This is a genomic window from Stenotrophomonas rhizophila, assembly GCF_003751305.1.
Classification (GTDB): domain Bacteria; phylum Pseudomonadota; class Gammaproteobacteria; order Xanthomonadales; family Xanthomonadaceae; genus Stenotrophomonas; species Stenotrophomonas rhizophila_B.
Map to the genome: position 1 here is coordinate 20,182 of NZ_RJKV01000002.1, position 24,470 is coordinate 44,651.

A 24,470-nucleotide genomic window follows, 5' to 3' on the forward strand; every position below is an offset into this window, starting at 1 on the left:
TGGCTAAGGTCTCGGGCTGTTCTGACGTACCGGATGTGCCCATGTCTTCACGCAAACCCCTCACCGCCGCGCTGGCGCTTGGCCTGACCCTCGCTGCCGGCGCCCATGCCGATGAAGGCATGTGGATGCCGACCCAGCTGCCGGACCTGGCCAAACCGCTGAAGGCGGCGGGCTTCAAGGGCAACCCGGGCGACCTGGCCAACGTCACCGCGCCGCCGTTGAGTGCGGTGGTGCGTGCGGGTGGTGGCACCGGCTCGTTCGTCTCCGACGACGGCCTGCTGCTCACCAACCACCATGTGGCCATGGGCGTGATCCAGTACAACACCTCGCCCGAGCACAACCTGATCAACGACGGCTTCATCGCCAAGGGCCGCAGCGATGAGCGCGCGGCCAACCCGGATTTCCGCGTGCTGGTCACGATCGGGTTCGACAAGGTCACCGATGAAGTGCTGCGCGATGCGCGCGGCAAGACCGGACGTGCGTATTTCGATGCGGTCGACCGTGCCAGCAAGCAGCTGGTGGCCGAGTGCGAGAAAGAAGGCAACATCCGCTGCAGCGTGGCGGACATGTACTACGGCACCGATTTCTATCGCATCCGCCAGCTAGAGCTGAGCGATGTGCGCCTGGTCTACGCACCGCCGCGCGCGATCGGCAATTATGGCGACGAGATCGACAACTTCATGTGGCCGCGCCACACCGGTGATTTCACGCTGCTGCGTGCCTACGTCGGCAAGGACGGCAAGCCCGCGCCGTACAGCGTGGACAACGTGCCGTACCACCCGCCGGCCCACCTGAAGATGGCGATCGACGGCCCGAAGACCGGCGACTACGCGATGCTGGCCGGTTACCCCGGCATCACCTACCGTCATCGCACCGCCACGGAATTCGCTGGCCAGATCGATGCCGTGCTGCCGCGTCGCGTGGCGGTGTTCCAGCAGATGATCGACACCATCGAAGCGGCCAGTGCGAAGGATGCGCAGGCACGCACTCGTTACGCCTCGCAGCTGCAGTCGCTGAAGAACAACCGCAAGCGTGCCGCCGGCGAGCTGGAAGGCCTGCTGCGCAGCGATGCCAAGGCGCAGCGTGCCGCCGATGAGGCGGCGATGCTGCAGGCCACCGACGCGAAATACCGGGGCGACATCCAGTCCCTGCTGACCTCGCTGTCCAGCGGCGCCTCGGTGGGCGAACGCGATCTGCTGCTCGATCTGCTCGCGTCGCAGAGCCAGCTGCTGCGCTCGGCACTGACCCTGGAGCGCCTGCGCATCGAATCGGCCAAGCCCGATGCCGAGCGTGACACGGGCTATCAGCAGCGTGATCTGGCGCTGATCGAAGGCGTGCTCAAGCAGGTCCAGCGCCGCTACGATCCGGCCATCGAGAAAGCCCTGTTGACCACGCTGCTGAACCGTTACCAGCAGCTGCCCGACGCGCAGCGCGTGCCCGAGTTCGACGCGGCCTTCGGCCGCACGCCGGCCGCGCTGGCCAAGACCCTGGATACGCTGTACGCCAACACGCACCTGGGCGACGAAGCCGAGCGCCTGTCGCGCTTTGCCGCGGCGAAAGAGGGCAAGGCGCTGGCGCGCGATCCGCTGATCGATCTGGCCGGCCCGCTGGTGGCCGCGCAGCTGCGCCTGGATGACGAGCGCAAGACCCGCGAAGGCGAGCAGCTGCGCCTGCGTCCGGCGTATATGCAGGCGCTGTTCGCCTGGCGCGCCAAGCAGGGCCGCGCGGTCTACCCGGATGCGAACCGTACCCTGCGCATCAGCTACGGCAAGGTCGAGGCGCTGTCGCCGCGCGATGCGGTGCATTTCGACCCGGTGACCACCGTGGCCGGGATCGTGGAGAAGAACACCAACGCCTACCCGTTCGATGCGCCCAAGCCGCTGCTGGACGCGATCACCAAGGGCGATTTCGGTTCCACCGCCGATCCGGTGCTGAAGACCCAGACGGTCAACTTCCTGACCAACCTGGACACCACCGGGGGCAACTCCGGCTCGCCGGTGCTCAACGCCAAGGGCGAGCTGATCGGCCTGAACTTCGACAGCAACTGGGAGTCGGTCAGCGCCAGCTGGTGGTTCGACCCGCGCTTCAAGCGCGCCGTGCACGTGGACATGCGCTACCTGCGCTGGCTGCTGGCCAAGGTCTACCCGGCGCCGGAGCTGCTCAAGGAAATGGGCGTTCCGGCGGAGTAAGACAGGTCGGAGGCTCCCGTAGCGCCACGACCAACGGTCGTGGCCTACACTGCGGGCTGCTCTCGCGGAAACAACCCTGTGGTTTCTAGCTGGATCCTGCTGCTGGTCTCGGTGGCCTACGCCGCACTGCTGTTCGGGGTGGCGTGGTGGGGCGACCGTCGCCCGATGTACCCCGACCGCCCGTGGCTGCGCCCGGTGGTCTACAGCCTGGCGCTGGCGGTGTACTGCTCGTCGTGGACGTTCTACGGCGCCGTCGGCACGGCGGTGCGCAACGGCGTGGGCTACCTGCCGATCTACCTGGGGCCGTTGCTGCTGTGGGTGTTCGGCTGGCGCATCATCGAGCGCCTGGCGCTGATCGCACGCAGCCAGAACGTGGTGTCCATCGCCGATTTCATCTCCTCGCGCTTCGGCCGCTCGCGGCGGCTGGCCGCGCTGGTGGCGGTGATCGCGCTGATCGGCATCGTGCCGTATCTGGCCCTGCAGTACAAAGCCGTGGCGATGAGCCTGCAGGTGCTGACCGGCAACGTCGGGCCCACCGGCTTCTTCACCGATCCGGCGCTGTACGTGGCGCTGTTGATGGCCTTGTTCGCCACGTTGTTCGGCACCCGCCAGGTGGATGCCACCGAGCACCACCACGGCATGATGCTGGCGATCGCGCTGGAGTCGATGATCAAGCTGATCGCGATGGTGGCGCTTGGTCTGTTCGCCTACCTGTGGCTCAACGACCGCACCGATGCGGTGATCGAATCGGCGCACACGCTGTTCAGCGGCCTGCCGCCGGTCGGCTTCATTTCGCAGACCCTGCTGAGCTTCCTGGCCATCATCTGCCTGCCGCGCCAGTTCCATGTGGCGGTGGTCGAGTGCGGCGACGTGCGTGACATCCGCCGTGCGCGCTGGATGTTCGGGGCCTACCTGGTGATCATCTCGGCGATGGTGATTCCCATCGCCACGGCGGGCGTGACCCTGTTCGGCACCGGTGGCAGCGTGGCCGACGACAGCATGGTGCTGGCCCTGCCGCTGGCCGAGGGCCGCAAGTTCCTGGCACTGGTCGCCTATGTCGGCGGCTTCTCGGCGGCAACCGGCATGGTCATCGTGGCCTCGATCGCGTTGGCGACCATGGTCAGCAATGACCTGGTGATGCCGGTGCTGCTGCGCCGCAACGACCACCACGAGGACGCGGCGAACGTCGCCTCACGCGTGCTGTGGATCCGGCGCACGGCGATCCTGCTGCTGGCCCTGGTGGCGTACAGCTACTACCGCGGCAGCAGCAATGACAGCACGCTGGCCTCGTACGGATTGATGGCGTTCGCGGCGGTGGCCCAGTTCGCGCCCGGGTTGATCGGTGGACTTTACTGGCGCGGCGCCAGCCGCCGGGGCGTCGAGGCCGGCATGCTGCTCGGTTTCGGCACGTGGGTCTATACCCTGCTGCTGCCTGCGCTGACCCATGCCGGCTGGATGGATGCGAGCTGGCTGGTGCAGGGCCCGTTCGGTATCGACTGGCTGCAGCCGCAGCACCTGTTCGGCATGAGTGGCTGGGACCCGCTGACCCACGGCACGTTCTGGTCGCTGCTGGTCAACGTGGCCGCCATGGTGCTGGTCTCGGTGCGCTGGCGTCCCGGCGTGGACGAGCGGCTGGGTGCGGCACCCTTCCTGGATCCGTATGCACAGCGGCCGTCGGTCGCCGGTGCGTGGCCGGGCCATGTGCATGTGGGCGACCTGCTGGCGCTGGCCGCGCGCGTGGTGGGTGACCGCCATGCACGGCGCTCGTTCTTTGAGCAGGCGCAATCGCTGGGGCGCGAGCTGCAGGCGTCGGCCCCGGCCGACCGTGCCTGGGTGCAGTTCACCGAACGCCTGCTGGCCGCCTCGATCGGTGCGGCGTCCGCGCGTCTGCTGCTGACCAGCCTGCTGCGCGGCTCGGGCATGGATCTGGGCGAAGTGGTGGCGGTGCTCGATGAAGCCGGCCAGGAACTGCGCTTCAACCGCGAGATCCTGTCGACCACGCTGGAGAACATCAGCGCGGGCGTCAGCGTGGTCGATCCGGACATGCGCCTGACCGCCTGGAACCGCCGCTACCAGCAGATGTTCGGCTATCCCGACGGCATGCTGTACGTGGGTCGCCCGGTCGCCGATCTGATCCGCTACAACGCCGAGCGCGGCGAGCTGGGCGAGGGCGAGATCGAGGTGCAGATCAACCGCCGCATCGGCTACATGCGCGCCGGCTCACCGCACATCTTCGAGCGCACCCGCAGCGACGGCAAGGTGATCGAGATGCGCGGGCAGGCACTGCCCGGCGGCGGTTACGTCACCAGCTACAACGACATCACCGACTACAAGCACGCCGAGCGCGCGCTGCTGGAAGCCAACGAAACGCTGGAGCAGCGCGTGGCCGAACGTTCGCACGAGGCGGAGATGGCCCAGCAGTCCAAGACGCGTTTCCTGGCGGCGATCAGCCATGACGTGCTGCAGCCGCTCAATGCCGCCCGCCTGTTCGCTTCGGCGCTGCGTGAGAGCCACCACAACAACGAAGAGCAGCGGCATCTGGCCGAGCGCGTGGATGCGTCACTGCGCGCCGCTGAAGAGCTGCTGGATGGCCTGCTGGACGTCTCCCGGCTGGATGCCGGCGGGCTGCACCCGGTGATCGGCGATTTCGACGTCAGCCTGTTGATGCGCGAACTGGCGGCGCAGTACTCACCCGTCGCCGCCGGACGTGGCCTGCGCCTGGATCTGTTCGCACGGCCGGCGTGGGTGCGCAGCGATCGCCGCCTGTTGCGCCGCGTGCTGCAGAACTTCCTGGCCAATGCACTGCGCTATACGCGCCAGGGCCGCATCGTGCTGGCGGTGCGGCATCGCGGGCCGGAGGTGGAACTGCAGGTATGGGATACCGGCCCGGGCATTCCCGAACACCACATGCAGCAGATCTTCGATGAGTTCCATCGCTACCAGCAGCCCTTCGACTGGGGCGAGCAGGGGCTGGGGCTGGGGCTGTCGATCTGCCAGCGCATCTCGCGTCTGCTCGATCATCGCCTCAACGCGCGCAGCCGCGTGGGCAGCGGCAGCATGTTCTCGATCCTGCTGCCGCTGGTGGCCGCACCGGCGCTGCCCAGCATGACAGCGCTGCCAGCACCCAGCCCGGTCACCCGCACCGATTCGCTGGCGGGCATGCGCGTGCTGTGCGTGGACAACGACCAGGAGATCCTGGATGGCATGCGCGCTTTGCTCGGCCGTTGGCAGGTGCAGGTGATCACCGCGAGCACGGTGGACCAGGCGCTGGAAAAAGTCGTGGAGCGGCCGGATGTGATGCTGGTGGACTACCACCTGCACGACCGCCTGGATGGACTGGATACGCTGGTGGCCCTGGGCCAGAAGGCCGGGCGCGCGATCCCCGGTGCGCTGCTTACCGCCGATGGCCGCGATGAGCTGAAGCGGATGGCGCGCGACCGCGGTTACCGGTTGCTGACCAAGCCGATCAAGCCGGCCTCGTTACGCGCCTTCCTGGCGGCGTTCCACGATACCCGCGGCGATCTCTAGCCGCGGGTTGGCGGCGGTCGCAGTGCCCGATCAGGCCACCGCACCGCTGAGGTGTTCGTACAGGATGGTGGAGCCGATGATGATCAGGATCACGCCGCCGATGATCTCGGCGCGCTTGCCGACCATGCCGCCCAGCACGCGGCCGAGCATGATCCCGCAGGTCACCATGGTCAGCGTGCACAGGCCGATGACCAGCGCCATGACGCCGATATGTACGTCGAGGAAGGCCAGGCCGATACCGACCGCCATCGCATCGATGCTGGTCGCGAAACCGGTCATCGCCAGGCGCCAGAAGCCGTGGTGTTTGCTGGTGTCGTCTTCCTCCGCACCCTCATCGGGGCGCAGGCCGTTGATGATCATGTGCACGCCCAGCGCACCGAGCAGGCCGAACGCGATCCAGTGATCGAAGGCCTCCACGTACTCCAGCGCAGCGCGACCGAGCAGCCAGCCGATCACCGGGGTGATGCCTTCGATGACACCGAAAATCAGGCCGGCGCGCAAGGCATCGGAGAAACGTGGCTTGCGCATGGCCGCGCCTTTGCCGATCGCCGCAGCGAAGGCATCGGTGGACATGGCAAAGCCGATCAGCAGGATCGAAACAGGGGACATTGGGGTACGCGGCAGGTCGGGCGATATCGAGCAACGGACCGCGAACGCGCCCAACCTGTCGTTGCGCACGCGGACCGCTGGTCTCGCCAACCAAGATGGTTGCCCGCACCACGGCGCACTGGCCGAGTATGTTGATACGGGCGATTCCTTCAACAGGAATCCGGCTACTCCCCAAGGGGACGCGAAGCTTAGCACCGGGCCTGCGGCGTGGAGCGTTTGCGACGAATTGCGCAGGTAACGCTGGAATTCATAGCTTCGGCTATAACGCCGAAGGCGTTATAGCCGAAGCGGGTAGATCCACGCCATGCGTGGATGCTGTTCTTTCCGGCACCGCGTCATCCACGCATGGCGTGGATCTACTCCTCTTCCGGCGGCAACACGATCTGTTCGTCGTCGATGGCCAGCTTGCCGGCCATCAGCACCGCCTGGGTGCGGTTGGTGACGCCCAGCTTGCGCAGGATCGCGGTGACGTGGGCTTTGATCGTCGCTTCGGAGACGTTGAGGTCGTAGGCGATCTGCTTGTTGAGGCGGCCGGCACCGAGCATCTGCAGCACCCGGAACTGCTGCGGCGTCAGCTCGCGCAGGCGCTGGCCGATCTCGCGTTCCTCGCGCCCGGTCTGGGGCACGTTGTGCGCTTCCGGTGGGGCCCAGGTCTCGCCATCGAGAATGGTGCCCAGTGCATGACCGATGGTGTCCGAATCGGCGGATTTGGGGATGAAACCAAAGGCGCCGTGGTCGAGCGCGCGTCGCATCACCGTCGGTTCCTCACGTGCCGACACCACCACCACCGGCAGCTGCGGGTGCAGGGCACGCATATGCACGAGCGCGTTGAAGCCCTGCGCGCCGGGCATGTTGAGGTCCATCAGGACCAGGTCGGCGTCGGTGTGCTGGTCGGCCAGCTGGTACAGCGCTTCCACGCTGTCCGCTTCGTACAGCTGCACGCCGGGGATGACGCGTTGCACGGCCCCGCGAAGGGCTTCGCGGAACAGCGGGTGGTCATCGGCAATCAGGAGGGTCGTCATGGTGGGGGCCATGTTGCGGAGGCGTGCAGCGACGCAACGAAAAAGTCTATCGAGATGACAGCCCCCTGAGTCAGGGGGCGAAGGGTTACTTCACTTCACTTTCCGCTCTTCCACCAGCGAGGCCACGACCGACGGATCGGCCAGGGTCGAAGTGTCGCCGAGCTGATCCGGTGCGTTCTCGGCGATCTTGCGCAGGATGCGGCGCATGATCTTGCCCGAGCGCGTCTTGGGCAGGCCCGGCGCCCACTGCAGATGGTCGGGCGCGGCGATCGGACCGATCTCCTTGCGCACCCAGGCCACGAGCTCCTTGTGCAGTTCATCGCTCGGCGTCTCGTCGGCGATCAGGGTCACGTAGGCATAGATGCCCTGGCCCTTGATGTCGTGCGGGAAGCCGACCACGGCCGCTTCGGCCACCTTGGGGTGCGAGACCAGCGCACTCTCCACCTCGGCAGTGCCGATGCGGTGCCCGGAGACGTTGATCACATCGTCAACGCGGCCGGTGATCCAGTAGTAGCCATCTTCGTCACGACGGCAGCCGTCGCCGGTGAAGTAGCTGCCCGGGTAGGTGCGGAAGTAGGTGTCGATGAAGCGCTGATGGTCGCCGTAGACGGTGCGCATCTGGCCCGGCCACGAATCGCGGATGATCAGGTTGCCTTCGGTGGCCCCCTCCTGGATCTCGCCATCGGCATTGACCAGCGCCGGCTGCACGCCGAAGAAGGGCAGGGTCGCCGAGCCCGGCTTGAGATCGACCGCGCCGGCCAGCGGCGAGATCAGGATGCCGCCGGTTTCGGTCTGCCACCAGGTATCCACGATCGGGCAGCGGCTGTCGCCGACCACCTCGTAGTACCAGCGCCACGCTTCCGGATTGATCGGCTCGCCGACGCTGCCGAGCAGGCGCAGCGAACTGCGCGAGGTGCGCTTGACCGGTGCATCGCCTTCGCGCATCAACGCGCGGATCGCGGTGGGGGCGGTATAGAAGATGGTGACCTGGTGCTTGTCGATCACGTCCCAGAACCGCGAGGTGTTCGGGAAGTTCGGCACGCCTTCGAACATCACCGAGGTGGCGCCGTTGGCCAGCGGGCCGTACACGATGTAGCTGTGGCCGGTGACCCAGCCGACATCGGCGGTGCACCAGTAGATGTCGTCTTCGCGCAGGTCGAACACGGCTTCATGGGTGTAGGCCGCGTACAGCAGGTAACCGCCGGTGGTGTGCAGCACGCCCTTGGGCTTGCCGGTGGAGCCGGAGGTGTAGAGGATGAACAACGGATCCTCGGCATTCATGCGCTCGGGCTCGCATTGCGCCGGCTGCGGGTCCACCACATCGTGGAACCAGCGGTCGCGCGGGGCCTGCATGTCCACCGCGCCGCCGGTGTGGCGGACCACCAGCACCGTTTCCACGGTGGTGGTGCCGGGCAGCTTCAACGCCGCATCGACATTGGCTTTGAGCGGAATCTTCTTGCCACCGCGAAGACCTTCGTCGGCGGTGATGATCAGCTTGCTGCCGCAGTCGATGACGCGGTCGGCGATCGAGTTCGGGGCGAAGCCGCCGAACACCACCGAGTGGATCGCACCGATACGCGCGCAGGCCAGCATGGCCACGGCAGCGTCGACGATCATCGGCAGGTAGATGGTGACCCGGTCGCCCTTCTTGACGCCGAGGTTGCGCAGCGCGTTGCCGAGGCGGCAGGTGCGCTCATACAGCTCGCGATAGGTGACGCCCTGCGCCGGGGCATCGGGGCTGTCCGGTTCAAACAGCAGGGCGATCTTGTCGCCGCGTTTGTCGAGCTGGCGATCCAGGCAGTTGACGCTGGCGTTGAGCTCGCCATCTTCGAACCACTTGATGCGGAAATCGTCGAGCTGGTAGCTGACGTTCTTGATACGGGTCGGTTTCCTGAACCAGTCCAGGCGCTCGGCGGCCTTGCCCCAGAAGGCATCCGGATGCTCCACCGATTCACGGTAGAGCTGCTGGTACGTGTTCTTGTCGATCCGCGATGCCGCGGCGAACGCGGCGTCGACGGGGTAAAGATCAGCCATGGCACCCTCACTTGCACGTTGACTTGGGTTGTGCGGTCGCAGCATAAGCGGCGACCTCTCCCCCTCAGTTTGCCGCATCCACCCGCCTGCGCGGTGTCGAGGTGGTTAGACCATGGTCGAACGCCGACCATCCCTATATGACATGGCAGCCAACCCCGGTAGCTCACGACCGTTGGCCGTGAGGCAAGGCGTACCGACCAATGGTCGGTACCTGCGCGGTACCCGCGGCACCTGCCGGTCGCCTGCCGGCGCCCAGGTCGTACTCGCCCGTTGGGGCGAGTACGACTAATGGCCAATAGCTTCGGTGCGTCAACGCGCCGCACCCTCGGGTCGACCGTGCCCCATGCGCGGCATCACCTTGCCACCCGGGAGAGAGGGCAACATGAGCCACCGTTTGCTGAGGACGACACGCCGGCCGTTGGCCGCTGCCATGTTCGTCGCACTGATCGCGCCAGGCATGGCGTTCGCCGAAACCGCAAAAGAGAAAGCCCTGGAAGCCCGCGTCGTCGAGCTGGAGCGCCAGGTCCAGCTGCTGCTGAACAACCAGCAGCAACAGCAGGTCCAGATCAGCCAGGCCCAGACCGATGTCACCGCCGTGCGCACGGTCCAGGCACAGCAACCGGTGGCGGCCACGGTGCCGGCCGGCAAGCAGCCGATCCAGGTCACCACCATCACCCCGGGCGCCGCGCCGGGGACCACGGTCAAGATCGGCGGCTTCATCAAGGCCGATTTCCTCGCCACCCAGACCGGCGACGGTCAGCTGGCCGACGATGCCACCGGCCGCGCGCTGTATCTGCCGGGCCAGACCCCGGTGGCCGGCGCCGGCGGCAGCGGCAAGCGTTCGGACGTGGATTACAACGCCCACGCCAAGTTCTCGCGCTTCAATCTTGGCATCGACAATGTCAGCGAGGCCGGCAACAAGTCCGGTGCGTTCTTCGAGATGGACTTCTTCGGCAACTCGCTGGGCAACCAGACCGCGACCAATACCTACGGTGCGACCCTGCGTCACGCCTACATGTACTGGAACAACTGGATGGCCGGCCAGACCTGGTCGAACTTCATGGACGCGGCCTCGCTGCCGGAAGCCGCCGACTTCGTCGGCCCGACCGATGGTGTGATCTTCGTGCGCCAGGCACAGATCCGCTACACCCAGGGCGGCTTCAGCGTCGCGCTGGAAAACCCGGAAACCACGCTGCTCACCGGCACCCGCAACCCGGTCACCGGCGCGTGGACCAACGTGGCCAGCAACTCCGATCGCGGCGCGCTGCCGGATCTGACCCTGCGTTATGGCTGGAAGGGCGATTGGGGCACCTTCGGTGTCGGCGGCGTGGTCCGTCAGCTCAAGGTCGACAACCAGACCACCGGTGCCGATGCGGACAAGATCGGCGGCGGCCTCACCCTGGGCGGCAAGTGGGTGATGGGCCCGACCGATACGCTGCATTACCAGGTCACCGGTGGCGAAGGCATCGCACGTTACATCGGCCTGGGGGTCACCGCCGATACCGCGTATGACATCGCCCGCGACGAACTCAACCCGACCGGCGTCCTCGCCGGTTACGTGGGCTGGCGCCATGCCTTCACCCCGAAGCTCCGTACCAACCTGATCTACGCGCGCAGCGATTACGACAACGACGGCAGTCTCGGCCCGCTGGTCACCAAGAGCGTGCAGAGCATCCGCGGCAATGTGTTCTACACACCAATGCCCAAGGTCGATGTCGGCGCCGAGCTGATGTACGGCGTGCGCGAGATCGAGGATGGCCGCAAGGGCGATATCAGCCGTCTGCAGTTCACGACGAAATACAGCTTCTAAAAGAAAAAACGATTGCCGGTGTACAGCCGGCACAACACAACGATTGCTTCGGAGGGGAAGCGTCCTATGTCCACCACACCCGCACCAACAAAAGCCCAACTTACCCAGGGACACAAGAAGGTCATCTTCGCGTCAAGCCTGGGTACTGTCTTCGAGTGGTACGACTTCTTCCTGTACGGCTCGCTCGCCGCGATCATCGCCAAGCAGTTCTTCAGCGGCGTCAATGAAACCACGGGCATGATCTTCGCCCTGCTGGCGTTCGCGGCCGGCTTCTTCGTGCGCCCGTTCGGTGCGGCCTTCTTCGGCAGCCTCGGCGACCGCATCGGCCGCAAGTACACCTTCCTGGTCACGATCCTGATCATGGGCATCTCGACCTTCCTGGTCGGCGTGCTGCCCAACTACGCCTCGATCGGCTTCGCCGCCCCGGTGATCCTGATCATCCTGCGTCTGGCCCAGGGCCTGGCGATGGGTGGCGAATACGGTGGTGCCGCGACCTATGTCGCCGAGCATGCACCGGCCGACAAGCGTGGCCTGTACACCAGCTTCATCCAGTGCACCGCGACGCTCGGCCTGTTCATGTCGCTGCTGATCATCCTGGCCTGCCGCTACTTCCTGGGCAATGAAGCGTTCGAAGCCTGGGGCTGGCGTATTCCGTTCCTGGTCTCGATCGTACTGCTGGGCATCTCGGTGTGGATCCGCCTGCAGCTGAGCGAATCCCCGCTGTTCCAGCAGATGAAGGCCGAAGGCAAGGGCTCCAAGACCCCGTTCCGTGACAGCCTCAAGGACGGCAACCTCAAGCTGATGCTGCTGGTCCTGCTCGGTGCCGCAGCCGGTCAGGCCGTGGTGTGGTACGGCGGCCAGTTCTACGCGCTGTTCTTCCTGAGCAGCATGCTCAAGGTCGACGCCACCACCTCCTACCTGCTGATCGCCGCCGCGCTCGCGCTGGGCGTGCCGTTCTTCATCTTCTTCGGCTGGCTGTCGGACCGTATCGGCCGCAAGAAGATCATCCTGGCCGGCTGTCTGCTGGCTGCCATCACCTACATCCCGATCTTCAAGGGCCTGACCCACTTCGCCAACCCGGCCATCGAAGAAGCCCGCACCAACTCGCCGGCGCTGGTCAATGCCGATCCGAACACCTGCTCGTTCCAGTTCGATCCGGTCGGCCTGCGCAAGTTCACCAGCTCCTGCGACGTGGCCACCGCGGCCCTGACCAAGGCTGGTGTGCCCTATGAAGTGAAGCCGGCACCGGCCGGTACGCTGGCGACGGTGTCGGTGGGCAGCGCCGAGGTGACCTCGTACGAGGCTGCCGGCCTGACCAAGGAAGAGCTCAAAGCCAAGGGCGATGCCTTCGGTGGCGAGCTGAAGGGCGCACTCAGCACCGCCGGCTACCCGGCCAAGGCGGACAACGCGCGCATCAACATCCCCGGCACGATCTTCATGCTGTGGCTGCTGGTGCTGTACGTGACCATGGTCTACGGCCCGATCGCCGCCTACCTGGTCGAGCTGTTCCCGACGCGTATCCGCTACACCTCGATGTCGCTGCCGTACCACATCGGCAACGGCTGGTTCGGTGGCTTCCTGCCAGCGATTTCCTTCGCGCTGGTGGCCGGTACCGGCAACCTCTACTACGGCCTGTGGTACCCGATCATCATCGCGTTGATGACGGTCGTGGTCGGTGGCCTGTTCCTGCATGAAACCAAGGATGTGGACATCACCAAGTAACGGTGATCCACACGGCAGGACGAAGGGGCCGCGATGCAGATCGCGGCCCTTTCTCTTTCCGGGGTAGTGCCGGCCGCTGGCCGGCTCCCGAAGAACCTACGGAGAAGCGTGTGAGGCTGCCGGCCAGCGGCCGGCACTACCGATCCCGCCATCACGCAGCCTGCCGCTATAGTCGGCCCATGAGCGATGCCCACACCGATCCCGCTGCACTGCCCGCGATCCTGCAGACCCTGCGCACCGCCTGGCAGGCCAACCGCCCGACGCTTGACCAGCGCCGCGATGACCTGCAGCGCCTGCGCGCTGCCCTCAGGGCGCGCCTGCCGGACATGGCCGCGGCGATCTCGGCCGATTTCGGCCACCGCTCCACCCACGAATCACTGATCGCCGATGGCATGACCGTGCTCGGCGACATCGATCATCTGTGCGGCCATCTGCGCGGCTGGATGCGGCCGCGCCGGGTCGGTGTCGGCTGGCGGTTCTGGCCGGCGCGCGCACAGACCCGCCCGGTGCCGCTGGGCGTGGTCGGGGTGATCTCCCCCTGGAACTACCCGGTCAATCTGGCGCTGATTCCGCTGGCCACCGCGATCGCCGCCGGCAACCACGTGATCCTCAAGCCGTCCGAGCATACCCCCCGCACCAGCGCCTTCCTGCAGTCACTGTTGGCTGACGTGTTCCCTTCCGATCGCGTGGCGGTCGTGCAGGGCGATGGAAACCTCGCCAGCGCCCTGGCCGGCTCGCCGCTGGACCACCTGGTGTTCACTGGCTCCACCACCATCGGCCGCAAGGTCATGGCGGCCGCCGCCGAGCACCTGACCCCGCTCACGCTGGAGCTGGGCGGCAAATCCCCGGCCATTGTCTGCAGCGACTACCCGTTGGAGAAGGCCGCCGCGCGCCTGGCCACCGGCAAGTTCTTCAATGCCGGCCAGACCTGCATCGCGCCGGACTACGTGCTGATCGACGGCCATCGCCAGCGCGAGCTGGTGCAGCAGCTGCAGACCCAGGTGCAGGCGCGCTATGGCGATTTCAGCGACGCCGCCGATTACACCCGGATCATCCACGACGGCCAGTACCAGCGCCTGCGCGGCTATCTCGATGAAGCCCGCGCGCGGGGCGTGCCGGTGATCGAACTGGCCACGGTCGATCCCGAGCGTGCGCGCCGCGAGCGGCTGATCGTGCCGACCATCGTGCTCGATCCGCCGGCCGATCTGGCGCTGATGCGCGAGGAGATTTTCGGCCCGATCTTGCCGGTCTGCGCGTATCCGGATCTGGACGCCGCCATCGCGGCGGTGCAGTCCCGTGACCGCCCGTTGGCGCTGTACGTCTTCAGTCACGAACGCGCGCAGGTGGAACGGGTGCTGGCGCAGGTCGTGGCCGGCGGCGTCACCGTCAACGACACGCTGCTGCATTTCGCGGTCAATGGGCTGCCGTTCGGCGGCGTCGGCCCGAGTGGCATGGGCGCCTATCACGCGCGCGCCGGTTTCGATGCGATGAGCAAGCAGCTGCCGATTCTGTGGCAGTCGCGCTGGGCGGCCAGCGATCTGCTCAAGCCGCCATATTCGAAAATCGCCGGGATGTTGAAGGCGATGGTTCGGTGAACCTTGCTGTGTTGCACGGTAACGTCGAGACTTGCTCGGCTGCCCGGGTCCCGCGCAAAAAATCGAACCGATGCGCTGGTGAGCCGATTACCACGGCTATTCGGCTCACGCGGACGTGCCTAAGCATCGGGCCTGATCGAGCTTGGCGTTGAGAAAATAACGATCAACGCCTTGGTTGCGACGATCGGCCTTCGTGGAACCACGCATAGGCCGCAGCTTCAAGATCGCCTTCCTCGGCGATCACCGAACCGTCCTCGTCCAGCACGGTGTAGTGGCGCTGGTCACCGCCCAGCGCGGCGCTGCCATCCAGCCCGAGCAGCAGGGTGTACAGGGCGTCGGTGGTGAAGACATCGAGCATCTCGCGCAACTGCTGGGTCTGCCCGGGCGACAGGTCCAGCGCGGCGATTCTTGCTGCGCACGCCGTGCCTGGGGTCCATGCCATGGCGAGCAGGTTCGCTTTCTCCGCGTACCACCTTGCTACGAAGGCATCTGCGTTCATTGAATATCTGCGCTACCAGGGGGGCCACAGCCTAGCGGGGGGACGCGGGCATGTGGCAAAAAATCTGCGTGCCCGGACGCGAAAGGCTGCCGGCCAGCGGCCGGCACTACCTGCGCCACCGACCAACGGCCGGTGGCTACCGGTAGAATGGCGCACATGAAAATCGCCTCGTGGAACGTCAACTCGCTCAACGTGCGCCTGCCGCACCTGGAACAATGGCTCACGGCGTTCGCGCCGGACGTGGTCGGCATCCAGGAAACCAAGATGGAGGACCACAAGTTCCCTGACGCGGTGCTGGCCGGGCTGGGCTACCGCAGCGTGTTTGCCGGGCAGAAGACCTACAACGGCGTCGCGCTGCTCTCGCGCGAGCCGGCGCAGGACGTGCAGATCGGCATCCCCGGCTTCGAGGATGAGCAGAAGCGTGTCATCGCCGGTACCGTCAACGGCGTGCGCATCATCAACCTGTACGTGGTCAACGGCCAGGACGTGGGCACCGACAAGTACGCCTACAAGCTGCGCTGGCTGGAGGCCGTGCATGCCTGGGTCGAGGCCGAGCTGGCCAGGTACCCGGAGCTGGTGGTGATGGGTGACTTCAACATCGCGCCGGATGCCCGCGACGTGCACGACCCGCTGGTCTGGAACGAGAACCACATCCTGACCTCCACTGCCGAGCGCGGCGCCCTGGACAAGCTGCTCCAGCTGGGCCTGCACGATGCCTTCCGCCTGCACAGCGAGGAAGAGGGCGTGTTCAGCTGGTGGGACTACCGGGCGGCCGGCTTCCGTCGCAACCTGGGCCTGCGCATCGACCTGACCCTGGTCTCCGACGCGCTCAAGGCGCGCGCGCTGGCCTCGGGCATCGACCGTGAGCCGCGTACCTGGGAACGCCCCAGCGACCATGCCCCGGCCTGGGTGCAGCTGGGCTGATCGCGGAAACAACAAGGCCCGGCAGTGCCGGGCCTTGTTGATCAAACGGGATACGTGCGGTCGTTACCGCACGTTTCTGCGCGTAAACAGATTCACGATCGCGAGCAGGATCACTGCGCCGATCAACGAGAACAGGAACGTGCGGATGGTGATCGCTTCATTGATGCCACCGCCGAACAGCCAACCGGCCAGCAATGCGCCGACGATGCCGACCACGATGTTGAGGATGATGCCTTGCTGCGCGTCCCGCTTCATGATGATGCTGGCAAGCCAGCCCACGATGCCGCCGACGATCAACCAGATGATGATGCCCATAACGTTGACTCCCTCTGTGCGGTTGCAACCCCTGCAGTGGACGGCACACGCTGTGAAATCGTCGTGCAGCCGCGATGGCGGAGCCGTGGCATGACCCTGCCGGCGACGCTGGACGGCCCGTGGCGCTTCGGCCCGGTCACGGTCTGGCGCCTGTCGCATGTGCCGGGCACCCGTGGCGAGCCCCAGGCCCGGGTGCTGCTGGCCGAGCAGCTGGGCGGGGCGCCGGATGACCTGCCGCTGCAGCGCGACCCGCGCGGCCGGCCAGCGCTGCATGGCCCGTTGGCGCATATCGGCACCGGCTGGAGCCACAGCCACGGGCAGCTGCTGGTCGCCCTCGGTGAAGGCGTCCGCCTCGGCGTGGACCTGGAGCCGCTGCGCCCGCGCCCACGAATGCTGGAAATCGTGCAGCGCTTCTTCCACCCGGCCGAGATCGCCTGGCTGGAATCGCTGGACGAGAACGCCCGCAACCATTGGTTCTTCCGCGTGTGGTGTGCCAAGGAAGCGCTGTTGAAGGCGCAGGGGCAGGGCATCTCCTTCGGTCTGCACCGGCTGCAGCTCGCGCCCGGCATCGACGGTGGCCTGCACCTGGCCTGGTGCGACCCGGAGCTGGGACCGGCCGAGCGCTGGCACCTGCATGAGTGGCAGGCAGCCGATGATTTCCGGGCCGCGCTGGCCTGGCATGCCATGTGAGATGGGGCGCCGACCCGCGGTCGGCTCTACCGACCTGCGATAATGGTCCCATGACAGAACACACCCTCCCCGCTGGCGTCGCCGATGCGCTTGAGCGCGGCCTGGCCGCCATGCAGCTGGATGCAGCGCTGGCACCGCCGCTGCTGACCTACCTGACCCTGCTCGACCGCTGGAACCGGACGTACAACCTGACGGCCATCCGCGATCCGCTGGAGATGGTGACCCGCCACCTGCTCGATTCGCTGGCGATGCAGCCGTTCCTGGAGACCGGCACCCTGGCCGATCTGGGCACCGGCCCCGGGCTGCCGGGCATTCCGCTGGCGATCGCGCGCCCGCAGCTGCAGGTGACCCTGGTCGAGAGCAACGGCAAGAAAGCCCGCTTCATGCGCGAGGCCGTGCGCCAGCTGGGCCTGGGCAACGCCCGCGTAGCCGAGTCGCGTGCCGAGGCGCTGGCCGAACCGGCCGCCTATGACCATTTGACCGCCCGCGCGATGGATACCCTGGCCGGGATCATCCGGGTTGGTGGGCATCTGCTGCGCCCGGGCGGCCGCCTGCTGGCGATGAAAGGCGTGTACCCGCACGACGAGATCGCGCAGCTGCCCGCCGGCTGGTCGGTGGAGAAGGTGGTGCCGCTGAGCGTTCCCGGGTTGACCGGCGAGCGCCATCTGGTGGTGGTCACCGGCCCGTAAGCCGGTGACCTCACCGCCTGCATCGCCCGCCCTACGGTCGTCCCGCCCCCCTCCCGCGGTGGCCCCACGCGGCGCCATCGGCGTGCCCGTGGGCGTCGCTGCGGTATTGCGGCGCGTGCCTTCCGCGCATCTCACAGTGCATGACACGCCCCATATACGCATAATGACCAGTCCCACTCCCTGCCGATGAGGCTCACCCGCATGGCCCGCATCATCGCCATCGCCAACCAGAAAGGTGGCGTCGGCAAGACCACGACCGCTGTCAATCTGGCCGCCTCCCTGGCTGCTGCACCCAAGCGCGTGCTTCTCGTCGACCTCGATTCCCAAGGCAATGCGACCATGGGCAGCGGCGTGGACAAGCGCGAAGTCGCCGCCTCCACCTGTGATCTGCTGCTGGGCGAAAGCACCGCGGCCGAGGTCCGGGTGAAGACCCCGGAAGGCTTCGACCTGCTCCCGGGCAACATCGACCTGACCGCCGCCGAGATCCAGCTGATGGACCAGAGCGAGCGCGAGCAGCGCCTCAAGCGCGCGCTGGCCCCGATCCGCGACGAATACGACTACATCCTGATCGACTGTCCGCCGGCGCTGTCGCTGCTGACGCTCAACGCCCTGGCCGCCGCCGATTCGGTGATCGTGCCGATGCAGTGCGAGTACTACGCGCTGGAAGGCCTGAGCGCGCTGGTGGAAACCATCGAAGCGCTGCGTGCCAACCTCAATCCCGCGCTGGAGATCGAGGGCGTGCTGCGGACCATGTTCGATGTGCGCAACAACCTGGCCAATGCCGTGTCGGCCGAGCTGACCGAGCACTTCGGCGAGCAGGTGTTCCGCACCATCGTGCCGCGTAATGTGCGCCTGGCCGAGGCGCCCAGCCATGGCCAGAGCATCGTGGGGTACGACCGTGCCTCGCGCGGTGGCGTTGCCTATCTCGGCCTGGCCGGCGAGATCATCCGTCGCAACAACCAACGCAAGAAGGCCGACAAGGCCATGGAGACCGCCTGATGAGCACCAAGCCTGCCCTCGGCAAGAAACGCGGCCTCGGCCGTGGCCTCGACGCGCTGTTGGGGCCCAAGGGGGCAGTGACACAGGTGCAGGCAGCCGCCGTGGTCGAACCGCAGCCGGGTGAACGCCTGCGCAAGCTGCCGGTCGGTCACCTGCAGCCGGGCAAGTACCAGCCGCGCCGCGACATGGACGAGACCAAGCTCGCCGAGCTGGCCGAGTCGATCAAGTCGCAGGGCGTGATCCAGCCCATCCTGGTGCGTCAGCTGGGCCCGGACAGCTTTGAGATCGTGGCCGGCGAACGCCGCTGGCGCGCGTCGCAGCTGGCCGGCCTGGATGAAGTGCCGGTGGTGGTGCGTGAGCTGGAAGACCGCACCGTCATCGCGATGGCGCTGATCGAGAACATCCAGCGCGAAGACCTCAACCCGCTTGAAGAAGCCGAAGCGCTGCAGCGGCTGATCAGCGAATTCGCCCTGACCCACGCCGAGGCCGCACAGGCCGTCGGCCGCTCGCGTGCGGCGGTGTCCAACCTGCTGCGTCTGCTCGAGCTTCCGATCGCCATCCGCCTGCTGCTGGAAACCCGGCGGCTGGAAATGGGCCATGCCCGCGCGCTGCTCACCCTGGCGCCGGAACTGGCCAGCAAGCTGGCCCAGGAAGCGGCCGACCAGGGCTGGTCGGTACGCGAAGTGGAACACCGCGCCCAGCAGTTCGCGGCCGGCAAAGTGCCCGGCGCGCTGCGCAAGAAGCCCGCCGCCGCCGCGCCGCAGGCGGATATCGCCTCGCTGGAAACCGAACTGTCCGAGTCGCTGGGTGCCCGCGTGGCGATCGCCCACGGCCGTGGCGGCAAGGGCAAGCTGATCATCCATTACACCGACCTGGACACGCTGGATGGCGTGCTCGACCGACTTCGCGCACAGAAGGGCTGAGTCCCCCGCAGGCGTTAGAGGATCTTCCCCAACCAATGAACCCCACCAAGGTCGACCGCAACCATCTGTTGCGTCTGACCGACCTGCCGAATGTCGGGCCGGCCTGTGAGAAAGATCTCCGTCTGATCGGCATCCGTGTGCCAGCGCATCTGCGCGGTCGCGATGCCTACGACATGTACGCGCAGCTGTGTCTGCGCACCGGGGTGATGCACGACCCCTGCGTGATCGATGTATTTCTGTCGGTGCTGCGTTTCATGCAGGGCGAAGCACCGCGGCCGTGGTGGGATTTCAGCAAGGAACGCAAGGCCACCCTGGCCAAGGAAGCGCCGCTCAGCCTCTGGTGAGGCGGGCCACCGGGACGCGCGGATCGCCACGCGTGCGTCCCGGGCACGCTGTATTGATACGTGGCTGCATGACGGACAGACCCCATGACGATTCTCGTGACCGGAGCGGCCGGTTTCATCGGCGCCAACACCTGCAAGGCCCTGCTTGAGCGCGGTGAGCGCGTCGTCGGCCTGGACAACTACAACGACTACTACGATCCGCAGATCAAACGCGATCGCGTGGCCGCGCTGTGCCCGGACGCCGACATCCGCGTGCTCGATCTGACCGACCGCGAGGGCCTGGCCGCGCTGTTCGATGAGGTCCAGCCGACCCGGGTCATCCACCTGGCCGCACAGGCCGGCGTGCGCTACTCGCTGGAAAACCCGCATGCCTACGTCGACAGCAACCTGACCGGCTTCGTCAACATGCTGGAGCTGTGCCGCCATCGCGGCGTGGCCCATCTTGTGTATGCCTCCAGCAGCTCGGTGTACGGCGATTCGGCGACCCCGCCGTTCTCCGAAGACCAGCGTATCGACAAGCCACGCTCGCTGTACGCCGCGACCAAGGCCGCCAACGAGCTGATGGCCTACACCTACGCACAGCTGTTCGGGCTGCATGCCACCGGTCTGCGCTTCTTCACTGTGTATGGCCCGTGGGGCCGCCCGGACATGGCACCGCTGCTGTTCTCGCGCGCGGTGTTGGCCGGCCGCCCGATCGATGTGTTCAACGACGGCAAGATGCAGCGCGACTTCACACATGTCTCCGACATCGTGGATGGCATCCTCGGCGCGCTGGCGCATCCGTCCAGCGACACGGTCCCGCACCGGGTGTTCAACCTCGGCAACCACACGCCGATCGAGCTGGAGCATTTCATCGGGGTCATCGAGGCCGCGGCCGGACGCCCGGCGCAGAAGGTCTACAAGCCGATGCAGCCCGGCGACATGATCCGCACCATGGCCGATACCACGCGCGCGCATGACGCATTCGGCTATGAGCCGGCCATGCCGATCGAGCGCGGTCTGCCGCCGGTGGTGGCCTGGTGCCGCGATTACTTCGGCGCTCACGCCTGACACACACACGCCGATTCATCTTCGGATAACCTCGGGCGCGGAGAATGCGCGCTCTTTTTCGATCCTGGCCATTCGCAGAGCCCGACCATGAGCCAACCCCAGTTGTCGGTCGTCGTCCCGGTCTTCAATGAACGCGACAACGTCACGCCCCTGATCAACGAGATCACCACCGCACTGCGTGGGCAGATCGATTTCGAAATCGTCTACATCGACGACCACTCGCGCGACGACACCCTGGCGGTGCTGCAGGCCCTGAAGGCCGTCACGCCCGAGCTGCGGGTGCTGCACCACGTGACCCAGAGCGGGCAGAGCACCGCGGTGCGCAACGGCGTCAAGCACGCGCGTGCGCCGTGGATCGCCACCCTGGACGGTGACGGCCAGAACGATCCGGCCGACATCCCCAAGCTGCTCGCTGCACGGGCCGCAGCCGCCACCGAGGTCAAGCTGTTCGCCGGGTGGCGCGTCAATCGCCAGGATTCGGGCAGCAAGCGCTGGGCCAGCAAGTGGGCCAATGCGATCCGCGCCCGCATGCTGCGCGATGACACGCCCGATACCGGTTGCGGCATCAAGCTGTTCGAGCGCGCCGCGTTCCTGGATCTGCCGTACTTCGACCACATGCACCGCTACCTGCCGGCGCTGATGCAGCGGGCCGGCTGGACGACCATCAGCGTGCCGGTCAATCATCGGCACCGCACCGCCGGCGTGTCCAAGTACAACAATCTCGGCCGCGCCCTGGTCGGCATCCGCGACCTGCGCGGGGTGGCCTGGCTGATCACGCGCAGCAAGCGCACCGCCGTGGAAGAACGCTGATGGAACTGCATTGGCTCGACCAGCCGCTCACCTGGTTGTACTGGACCGGCCTGCACGTCACCGGGTGGAAGCTGATCGGTTACACCGGCGCGCTGATGTTTGGCGGCCGCTGGCTGGTCCAGTTCGTGGCTTCGCGCCGCGCCGGCAAGCCGGTGATCCCGCGGCTGTTCTGGTACATGAGCGTGGTCGGCAGCCTGATGACGCTGAGCTACTTCCTGTTCTCGGCCAAACAGGACTCGGTGGGCGTGCTGCAGAACCTGTTCCCGGCCTTCACCGCGCTGTACAGCCTGAAGCTGGATATCGCGCACCGTGGGTGGAAGCGGGACAAGGCCACCCACTAGGGTCGCGCAGGACTTTTGATCCATGCACCGCCCGCCAGCTTGGTGCCATGATCGGGGTTTGCCGTCTCTCGGGAATCCCTGATCGTGAAATCACCGCTCGTTACTGCGCTGCTGCTCGCCCTGGCTCTTCCCGCCGGCGCCGCCTTGGCTGCGCCCCCGGCTGCCCCGGCCGCCGCCCCGGCCAGCCTGGCCGCCGAAAGCCCTGCCGATGCGCAGTTCCGCGCGATCTACGAGAAAGAATGGGCCTGGCGCGAAGCCGGTGGTGGTGAAGCCAGCGAAGACGGTGACGGCCCGGCCAATGCGACCCGCATGCCCGACGTCGGTGCCGCCGCGCAGCAGGGCCGGCTGAAGGTCTGGGACGACGTCCTGGGCCAGCTGGACAAGGTCGACACCAAGGCACTCTCGGCCGAGAACCGCATCAACTACGCGATCTACCGCGACCAGGTGTTCAACCTGGCCGCCGAGGTACGCCTGCGCGCCTACGAAATGCCGTTCAACGCGGACTCCTCGTTCTGGTCGAACCTGTCCTTCATGGCCCGGCGCGAGATGAAGACCGCGCAGGACTACCGCAACTACATCGCGCGCCTGAACGATGTGCCGCGCTACTTCGACCAGCAGACCGAGAACATGCGCGCCGGCCTCAAGCGCGGTTTCAGCGTGCCGCGTGCGGTGCTTGATGGCCGCGAGGTCTCGATTGCCACCGTGTCCGAACTGAAGGACCCGACCCAGTCGCCGCTGTACGCGCCGTTCAAGAAGCTGCCGGCCAGCATCCCCGCCGCCGAGCAGGCGCAGCTGCAGGAACAGGCCCGCCAAGCCATCGGCGGCAGCGTGGTGCCGGCGTTCGCCAAGCTGCGCACCTTCTTCGTCAGCGAGTACGTCCCGCAGGCGCGCACCACCCTGGCCGCCGAGGCGATGCCGGGCGGCAAGGCGTACTACAAGCAGCAGATCCACGAATACACCACGCTGGACCTGACCCCGCAGCAGATCCACGAGATCGGCCTGAAGGAAGTCGCGCGCATCCAGGCCGAGATGAACGGCATCATCAAGCAGGTCGAGTTCAAGGGCAGCTTCGCCGAGTTCCTGACCTTCCTGCGGACCGATCCGCAGTTCTACGCCAAGACCCCGGACGAGCTGCTGCACCGCGCGGCGTGGATCTCCAAGCGCGTGGATGGCGTGATCGGCAAGTACATGACGCTGCCGCGTGCGCGCTTCACCATCGTGCCGGTGCCGCCGGACATCGCCCCGTTCTGGACCGCCGGCCGCGGTGGCATGGGCACCTACTGGCTCAACACCTACAACCTGCCGGCGCGGCCGCTGTACAACCTGCCGGCGCTGACCCTGCACGAGTCCGATCCCGGCCATGCCCTGCAGGGCGCGCTGGCGGCAGAGCAGGGCGAGCAGCCCGCGTTCCGCCGCAACAACTACATCTCCGCCTATGGCGAAGGGTGGGGCCTGTACTGCGAGAAGCTCGGCGTGGAGATGGGCATCTACGAAACCCCGTACGAGGATTTCGGCCGCCTGACCTACGAAATGTGGCGTGCCGCGCGCCTGGTGATCGATACCGGCGTGCACCACAAGGGCTGGACCCGCGAGCAGGCGCTGTCCTACCTGCGCGACCACACCGCGCTCAGCGAGCATGAAGTGACCACCGAAGTGGACCGCTACATCTCCTGGCCGGGCCAGGCGCTGAGCTACAAGCTCGGCGAGATCGCGATCGTGCGCCTGCGTGCGCAGGCCGAGCAGGAACTGGGCGACCGTTTCGACGTCAAGGCCTTCCACGACGCCGTGCTCAGCCAGGGCTCCGTGCCGCTGCCGGTGCTGGAGGAACAGATCCAGGCCTTCATCGCCCAGCGCAAGGCCGCCGCCAGCTGAGGTGCGCGGGGCCGGCCATCGCGCCGGCCCCTGCCAACGTGAACCGACCTGCCGGGCTGCGATTGTGTAACGGCTTCACGCCCGGCTACTCTGCGGGCCATGTTCCGTCGTGCCCGCCCGCGTCCGTCCCTGCTGCTCCGCCTGCTGATGCTGGTGGTGGTCGGTGTGGGCGTGTTCGGCAGTTCGCTGGCCTCGGCGCTGGCCGACATCCACCTGACCGTGCACGCGGACAGCAGCGACGTGCATGGCAGCCTGGATGACGCCGCTGCCGATGTACCAGGCGACGACGACGGCAAGGAAGACTGGCTGCATGCCCTGGTGCATTGCGGCCACTGTCATGGCCACGGTGGCGTGCTGCCGATGGCCGCGATGGCCTGGAGCCTGCCGGCGGCCCCCAGCCACGGCGTGCCTGCCGGGTTGATCGCGCAGCTGCGCACGCAGCCGCCCGAGAACCTGCTGCGTCCTCCGATAGCGATCTGATGCCCTGCGGCCGCGTGCCGCCGTT

General features: G+C 66.8%; 21 protein-coding genes. 16 read left to right on the top strand and 5 right to left on the bottom strand.

Going from position 1 to position 24,470, the window contains the following annotated elements:
- The first annotated feature begins 41 nt into the window (after positions 1 to 41).
- Both EDF74_RS08705 and EDF74_RS08710 read left to right on the top strand, forming a co-directional pair.
- Positions 42 to 2,189: a S46 family peptidase gene (locus EDF74_RS08705; RefSeq protein ID WP_123729784.1), complete on the top strand. Its 2,148-nt coding sequence runs from the start codon at positions 42 to 44 to the stop codon at positions 2,187 to 2,189.
- A 78-nt stretch (positions 2,190 to 2,267) separates the two neighbouring features.
- Positions 2,268 to 5,717, top strand: a complete 3,450-nt coding sequence (locus tag EDF74_RS08710; protein WP_123729785.1) for a hybrid sensor histidine kinase/response regulator — start codon at positions 2,268 to 2,270, stop codon at positions 5,715 to 5,717.
- Positions 5,718 to 5,747: 30 nt separating this feature from the next.
- Here EDF74_RS08710 and EDF74_RS08715 read toward each other — a convergent pair whose 3' ends face one another.
- From EDF74_RS08715 to acs, 3 genes are all read right to left on the bottom strand, one after another.
- On the bottom strand, positions 5,748 to 6,326 hold the full coding sequence (locus EDF74_RS08715) for a manganese efflux pump MntP family protein (RefSeq protein ID WP_123729786.1): 579 nt from the start codon (positions 6,324 to 6,326) through the stop codon (positions 5,748 to 5,750).
- A gap of 356 nt (positions 6,327 to 6,682) precedes the next feature.
- Positions 6,683 to 7,348 carry a response regulator transcription factor gene (locus tag EDF74_RS08720; RefSeq protein ID WP_121040978.1) on the bottom strand — a complete coding sequence of 222 codons (666 nt, stop codon included), beginning with the start codon at positions 7,346 to 7,348 and terminating at the stop codon, positions 6,683 to 6,685.
- A 90-nt stretch (positions 7,349 to 7,438) separates the two neighbouring features.
- Positions 7,439 to 9,382 carry an acetate--CoA ligase gene (gene acs, locus EDF74_RS08725; protein ID WP_123729787.1) on the bottom strand — a complete coding sequence of 648 codons (1,944 nt, stop codon included), beginning with the start codon at positions 9,380 to 9,382 and terminating at the stop codon, positions 7,439 to 7,441.
- A gap of 382 nt (positions 9,383 to 9,764) precedes the next feature.
- Between acs and EDF74_RS08730 the strand changes: the two genes are divergently transcribed.
- From EDF74_RS08730 to EDF74_RS08740, 3 genes are all read left to right on the top strand, one after another.
- A complete protein-coding gene (locus EDF74_RS08730; RefSeq protein WP_123729788.1) occupies positions 9,765 to 11,192 on the top strand; it encodes a DcaP family trimeric outer membrane transporter in 1,428 nt (475 codons plus the stop codon).
- A gap of 66 nt (positions 11,193 to 11,258) precedes the next feature.
- Positions 11,259 to 12,914 carry an MFS transporter gene (locus tag EDF74_RS08735; RefSeq protein ID WP_123729789.1) on the top strand — a complete coding sequence of 552 codons (1,656 nt, stop codon included), beginning with the start codon at positions 11,259 to 11,261 and terminating at the stop codon, positions 12,912 to 12,914.
- Positions 12,915 to 13,093: 179 nt separating this feature from the next.
- Complete coding sequence (locus tag EDF74_RS08740; RefSeq protein WP_123729790.1) at positions 13,094 to 14,509, top strand: coniferyl aldehyde dehydrogenase; 1,416 nt, start codon at positions 13,094 to 13,096, stop codon at positions 14,507 to 14,509.
- A 163-nt stretch (positions 14,510 to 14,672) separates the two neighbouring features.
- Here EDF74_RS08740 and EDF74_RS08745 read toward each other — a convergent pair whose 3' ends face one another.
- Entirely contained in the window at positions 14,673 to 14,951 is a 279-nt protein-coding gene (locus tag EDF74_RS08745) for a hypothetical protein (protein ID WP_148045932.1), read from the bottom strand.
- 213 nt (positions 14,952 to 15,164) lie between these two features.
- On the opposite strand from EDF74_RS08745, the gene xth reads away from it, so the two are divergent.
- Positions 15,165 to 15,932, top strand: a complete 768-nt coding sequence (gene xth, locus EDF74_RS08750) for an exodeoxyribonuclease III (protein WP_123729792.1) — start codon at positions 15,165 to 15,167, stop codon at positions 15,930 to 15,932.
- A 63-nt stretch (positions 15,933 to 15,995) separates the two neighbouring features.
- On the opposite strand, the gene EDF74_RS08755 is transcribed toward xth, so the two are convergent.
- Positions 15,996 to 16,247 (bottom strand): GlsB/YeaQ/YmgE family stress response membrane protein, encoded by a 252-nt coding sequence (locus tag EDF74_RS08755; RefSeq protein ID WP_123729793.1) that lies wholly within the window; start codon positions 16,245 to 16,247, stop codon positions 15,996 to 15,998.
- Positions 16,248 to 16,337: 90 nt separating this feature from the next.
- Here EDF74_RS08755 and EDF74_RS08760 point away from each other — a divergent pair, with 90 nt between their 5' ends.
- From EDF74_RS08760 to EDF74_RS08805, 10 genes are all read left to right on the top strand, one after another.
- Positions 16,338 to 16,937, top strand: coding sequence for a 4'-phosphopantetheinyl transferase family protein (locus EDF74_RS08760; RefSeq protein ID WP_123729794.1), 600 nt, complete (start codon positions 16,338 to 16,340; stop codon positions 16,935 to 16,937).
- Between the two features lie 50 nt (positions 16,938 to 16,987).
- Complete coding sequence (gene rsmG / locus EDF74_RS08765) at positions 16,988 to 17,626, top strand: 16S rRNA (guanine(527)-N(7))-methyltransferase RsmG (RefSeq protein ID WP_123729795.1); 639 nt, start codon at positions 16,988 to 16,990, stop codon at positions 17,624 to 17,626.
- Positions 17,627 to 17,827: 201 nt separating this feature from the next.
- Positions 17,828 to 18,625 carry a ParA family protein gene (locus tag EDF74_RS08770; protein WP_019185613.1) on the top strand — a complete coding sequence of 266 codons (798 nt, stop codon included), beginning with the start codon at positions 17,828 to 17,830 and terminating at the stop codon, positions 18,623 to 18,625.
- Positions 18,625 to 19,548, top strand: a complete 924-nt coding sequence (locus EDF74_RS08775) for a ParB/RepB/Spo0J family partition protein (protein WP_123729796.1) — start codon at positions 18,625 to 18,627, stop codon at positions 19,546 to 19,548. The genes EDF74_RS08770 and EDF74_RS08775 overlap by 1 nt, the downstream gene beginning before the upstream one ends.
- Before the next feature lie 35 nt (positions 19,549 to 19,583).
- Complete coding sequence (locus EDF74_RS08780; protein WP_019185615.1) at positions 19,584 to 19,892, top strand: helix-hairpin-helix domain-containing protein; 309 nt, start codon at positions 19,584 to 19,586, stop codon at positions 19,890 to 19,892.
- Between the two features lie 84 nt (positions 19,893 to 19,976).
- Entirely contained in the window at positions 19,977 to 20,942 is a 966-nt protein-coding gene (locus EDF74_RS08785) for an SDR family NAD(P)-dependent oxidoreductase (RefSeq protein WP_123729797.1), read from the top strand.
- A gap of 87 nt (positions 20,943 to 21,029) precedes the next feature.
- Positions 21,030 to 21,752, top strand: a complete 723-nt coding sequence (locus EDF74_RS08790; protein ID WP_123729798.1) for a glycosyltransferase family 2 protein — start codon at positions 21,030 to 21,032, stop codon at positions 21,750 to 21,752.
- Positions 21,752 to 22,093 (top strand): lipid-A-disaccharide synthase N-terminal domain-containing protein, encoded by a 342-nt coding sequence (locus EDF74_RS08795; protein WP_121040949.1) that lies wholly within the window; start codon positions 21,752 to 21,754, stop codon positions 22,091 to 22,093. The genes EDF74_RS08790 and EDF74_RS08795 overlap by 1 nt, the downstream gene beginning before the upstream one ends.
- 84 nt (positions 22,094 to 22,177) lie before the next feature.
- Entirely contained in the window at positions 22,178 to 23,965 is a 1,788-nt protein-coding gene (locus tag EDF74_RS08800) for a DUF885 domain-containing protein (protein WP_123729799.1), read from the top strand.
- 99 nt (positions 23,966 to 24,064) lie between these two features.
- Positions 24,065 to 24,445, top strand: a complete 381-nt coding sequence (locus EDF74_RS08805; protein WP_123729800.1) for a DUF2946 family protein — start codon at positions 24,065 to 24,067, stop codon at positions 24,443 to 24,445.
- Positions 24,446 to 24,470: the final 25 nt, after the last annotated feature.

What these genes read in the sequence shown, in the direction of transcription:
- EDF74_RS08705 (WP_123729784.1), top strand. Translation starts at nt 42, where the DNA reads ATGTCTTCACGCAAACCCCTCACCGCCGCGCTGGCGCTTGGCCTGACC.
- EDF74_RS08715 (WP_123729786.1), bottom strand. Translation starts at nt 6,326, where the DNA reads ATGTCCCCTGTTTCGATCCTGCTGATCGGCTTTGCCATGTCCACCGAT.
- EDF74_RS08720 (WP_121040978.1), bottom strand. Translation starts at nt 7,348, where the DNA reads ATGACGACCCTCCTGATTGCCGATGACCACCCGCTGTTCCGCGAAGCC.
- acs (WP_123729787.1), bottom strand. Translation starts at nt 9,382, where the DNA reads ATGGCTGATCTTTACCCCGTCGACGCCGCGTTCGCCGCGGCATCGCGG.
- EDF74_RS08730 (WP_123729788.1), top strand. Translation starts at nt 9,765, where the DNA reads ATGAGCCACCGTTTGCTGAGGACGACACGCCGGCCGTTGGCCGCTGCC.
- EDF74_RS08735 (WP_123729789.1), top strand. Translation starts at nt 11,259, where the DNA reads ATGTCCACCACACCCGCACCAACAAAAGCCCAACTTACCCAGGGACAC.
- EDF74_RS08740 (WP_123729790.1), top strand. Translation starts at nt 13,094, where the DNA reads ATGAGCGATGCCCACACCGATCCCGCTGCACTGCCCGCGATCCTGCAG.
- EDF74_RS08745 (WP_148045932.1), bottom strand. Translation starts at nt 14,951, where the DNA reads ATGGCATGGACCCCAGGCACGGCGTGCGCAGCAAGAATCGCCGCGCTG.
- xth (WP_123729792.1), top strand. Translation starts at nt 15,165, where the DNA reads ATGAAAATCGCCTCGTGGAACGTCAACTCGCTCAACGTGCGCCTGCCG.
- EDF74_RS08755 (WP_123729793.1), bottom strand. Translation starts at nt 16,247, where the DNA reads ATGGGCATCATCATCTGGTTGATCGTCGGCGGCATCGTGGGCTGGCTT.
- EDF74_RS08760 (WP_123729794.1), top strand. Translation starts at nt 16,338, where the DNA reads ATGACCCTGCCGGCGACGCTGGACGGCCCGTGGCGCTTCGGCCCGGTC.
- rsmG (WP_123729795.1), top strand. Translation starts at nt 16,988, where the DNA reads ATGACAGAACACACCCTCCCCGCTGGCGTCGCCGATGCGCTTGAGCGC.
- EDF74_RS08770 (WP_019185613.1), top strand. Translation starts at nt 17,828, where the DNA reads ATGGCCCGCATCATCGCCATCGCCAACCAGAAAGGTGGCGTCGGCAAG.
- EDF74_RS08775 (WP_123729796.1), top strand. Translation starts at nt 18,625, where the DNA reads ATGAGCACCAAGCCTGCCCTCGGCAAGAAACGCGGCCTCGGCCGTGGC.
- EDF74_RS08780 (WP_019185615.1), top strand. Translation starts at nt 19,584, where the DNA reads ATGAACCCCACCAAGGTCGACCGCAACCATCTGTTGCGTCTGACCGAC.
- EDF74_RS08785 (WP_123729797.1), top strand. Translation starts at nt 19,977, where the DNA reads ATGACGATTCTCGTGACCGGAGCGGCCGGTTTCATCGGCGCCAACACC.
- EDF74_RS08790 (WP_123729798.1), top strand. Translation starts at nt 21,030, where the DNA reads ATGAGCCAACCCCAGTTGTCGGTCGTCGTCCCGGTCTTCAATGAACGC.
- EDF74_RS08795 (WP_121040949.1), top strand. Translation starts at nt 21,752, where the DNA reads ATGGAACTGCATTGGCTCGACCAGCCGCTCACCTGGTTGTACTGGACC.
- EDF74_RS08805 (WP_123729800.1), top strand. Translation starts at nt 24,065, where the DNA reads ATGTTCCGTCGTGCCCGCCCGCGTCCGTCCCTGCTGCTCCGCCTGCTG.